This window comes from Streptomyces sp. NPDC107559 (assembly GCF_055657365.1).
On the sequence record NZ_JBVKBD010000061.1, the window covers coordinates 1 to 1,481 of the forward strand.

1 protein-coding gene is annotated in these 1,481 nt (G+C 72.9%); it reads left to right on the forward strand.

All coding sequences use genetic code 11. From position 1 onward, the window contains the following. Positions 1-1,481: acetyl-CoA carboxylase biotin carboxylase subunit (locus tag ACZ7OY_RS44605; RefSeq protein WP_472251224.1), on the forward strand; the 1,481-nt coding region annotated here is incomplete at both ends.

A 1,481-nucleotide genomic window follows, 5' to 3' on the forward strand; every position in this document is an offset into this window, starting at 1 on the left:
GTGCTCATCGCCAACCGTGGCGAAATCGCTGTTCGCGTTGCCCGGGCCTGCCGGGACGCCGGGATCGGGAGCGTGGCCGTCTACGCCGACCCGGACCGGGACGCTCTGCATGTCCGTGCCGCGGATGAGGCGTTCGCCCTGGGCGGTGACACCCCGGCGACCAGCTACCTGGACATCGTCAAGGTGCTGAACGCCGCCCGTGAGTCCGGCGCGGACGCCATCCACCCCGGCTACGGCTTCCTCTCGGAGAACGCCGAGTTCGCCCAGGCCGTCCTGGACGCGGGCCTGATCTGGATCGGCCCGCCCCCGCAGGCGATCCGCGACCTGGGTGACAAGGTCGCCGCCCGGCACATCGCCCAGCGCGCCGGTGCCCCGCTGGTGGCCGGCACCCCCGACCCGGTCTCCGGCGCCGACGAGGTCGTCGCGTTCGCCGAGGAGCACGGCCTGCCGATCGCCATCAAGGCGGCCTTCGGCGGCGGCGGCCGCGGCCTGAAGGTCGCCCGCACCCTCGAAGAGGTCCCGGAGCTGTACGACTCCGCCGTCCGTGAGGCCGTCGCGGCCTTCGGGCGCGGCGAGTGCTTCGTCGAGCGCTACCTCGACAAGCCCCGGCACGTGGAGACCCAGTGCCTGGCCGACACCCACGGCAACGTGGTCGTCGTCTCCACCCGTGACTGCTCGCTCCAGCGCCGCCACCAGAAGCTGGTCGAGGAGGCGCCGGCGCCGTTCCTGTCCGAGGCGCAGGTCGCCGAGCTGTACAGCTCCTCGAAGGCGATCCTGAAGGAGGCCGGCTACGTCGGCGCGGGCACCGTGGAGTTCCTGGTCGGCGCCGACGGCACGATCTCCTTCCTGGAGGTCAACACCCGTCTGCAGGTCGAGCACCCGGTGACCGAGGAGGTCGCCGGCATCGACCTGGTGCGCGAGATGTTCCGTATCGCGGACGGCGAGGCCCTCGGCTACGACGACCCCGCCCTGCGCGGACATTCCTTCGAGTTCCGGATCAACGGCGAGGACCCGGGCCGCGGCTTCCTGCCCGCCCCCGGCACCGTCACCGCCTTCGACGCGCCGAGCGGGCCGGGCGTGCGCCTGGACGCGGGCGTGGAGTCCGGCAGCGTCATCGGCCCGGCCTGGGACTCCCTGCTGGCCAAGCTGATCGTCACCGGCGCCACCCGCGAGCAGGCCCTTCAGCGGGCCGCCCGCGCGCTGGCGGAGTTCAAGGTCGAGGGCATGGCCACCGCGATCCCGTTCCACCGCGCGGTCGTCGAGGACCCCGCGTTCGCTCCCGAGCTGACCGGCTCCGACGCGCCGTTCACGGTCCACACCCGCTGGATCGAGACCGAGTTCGTCAACGAGATCAAGCCGTTCGCGGCCCCGGCCGACGCCGAGGCGGACGAGGAGGCCGGTCGCGAGACGGTTGTCGTCGAGGTCGGCGGCAAGCGCCTGGAGGTCTCGCTCCCCGTCTCGCTCGGCATGTCGCTGGCCCG